1 protein-coding gene and 1 pseudogene are annotated in these 1,329 nt (G+C 51.8%); both read left to right on the forward strand.

Going from position 1 to position 1,329, the window contains the following annotated elements:
- Positions 1-292: pseudogene (locus tag NAC44_RS21110) on the forward strand (methyl-accepting chemotaxis protein); the annotation flags it as partial.
- A 137-nt stretch (positions 293-429) separates the two neighbouring features.
- On the forward strand, positions 430-1,329 hold a 900-nt coding region (locus NAC44_RS21115), incomplete at its 3' end, for an MCP four helix bundle domain-containing protein (protein ID WP_250943629.1).

Raw genomic sequence — 1,329 nt, forward strand, 5'->3', positions numbered from 1 at the left:
AATGTCGGCAACCTCGGAAGAACTGGCCGCTCAGGCCGAAGAGCTGCAGGCCTCCATCGCCTTCTTCAAGGTGGAAAATAACGCGGCCCAGAAAACCGGCGCAAAACGAGGTGACTGGAAAAAGGGCCAGCACGAAAGCACCGCACCTGTGCGGGGAAAATCCTCGGCACAGCGGAAGCCTTCCAACGGCCAGACCGTTTTGGCCCAGCAGGCACGGGCCAAAGGCTTTGCCCTGGATATGGCCATGGGCGGACCAGACGATGAGGACCACCATTTCAGGGAAAGCGCATGATGCTTTTTCCCAGGATCGCACTGATCAGTCAGTGCGATCCATGGCAGGACTGACGGAATGTCAGTATGCAACGTCCCCTCCGAAGAATGCGGCTTTTGGATGTGGATTGGGGCGACGTTACAACTAAGGAGCATATCATGCGCTTCACTATCAAGCTTAAGCTCGCACTATCTTTCGGTTTTCTCGTGATTCTCATTGCGGTCCTGGGAATATTCAGCCTTGTGCAAATCGGCAACGTCAATAGCAAGGCAAACGAGATTGCAACGAACTGGATGCCAAGTGTCGATGTTTCAAATCGAATAAATACATTGACGTCCGACTTTCGGATTGCGGAATTGCAACATGTGATTTCGCAAGATCCGGCGGGCATGAAGCGCTGGCTTGACGAACAGACCCAAATATCCGAGTCAATTTCCAAGCTTGTAACAAAATACCAAACGCTTATTGCGTCTCCTGAAGAGCGCGGTCTTTTTGAAGCATTCCAGCGTCCCTGGAATGAATATCTCAAGATTCATGCGAGTGCCGTCGAGTTTTCATCGCAAAATCAAACAGAAAAAGCGATGGCGCTCTATAATGGCGACGGTCTTAAGGTTTACAATGAGGCCTCCGCTGCCCTGCTGAAACTTGTTGAATATAACGGCAAGGGCGGCAATAAAGCGGCTGAAGAAGGTGTCGCAATTTACAATGTGGCCAAAATGCTGGTCATTTCAGGAATTGCCTTCTGCGCACTCTTCGCAACCGGGATCGCTTTCTGGATCTCCATGTCGATTGTTCGTGGCTTGAAACGCGGCGCTGAACTTTCTGATGCTGTTGCGATTGGTGATCTCAACTATGAGATTAACCACCCATCAAATGATGAGATCAAGGATCTGATCAATACGATGCAGCGCATGACATCCAACCTGCGCAACACGGCCCAGCTTGCAAACCAGATCGCCAATGGCGACCTGACGGTGTCTCCGAAACCGTTGTCGGAAAAAGACACGCTGGGGCTGTCGCTGCAGTCGATGGTTGAGCGCCTGCGTGGCGTCGTCGGC

The sequence above is a fragment of the Allorhizobium sonneratiae genome (assembly GCF_023700755.1).
GTDB lineage: Bacteria > Pseudomonadota > Alphaproteobacteria > Rhizobiales > Rhizobiaceae > Allorhizobium > Allorhizobium sonneratiae.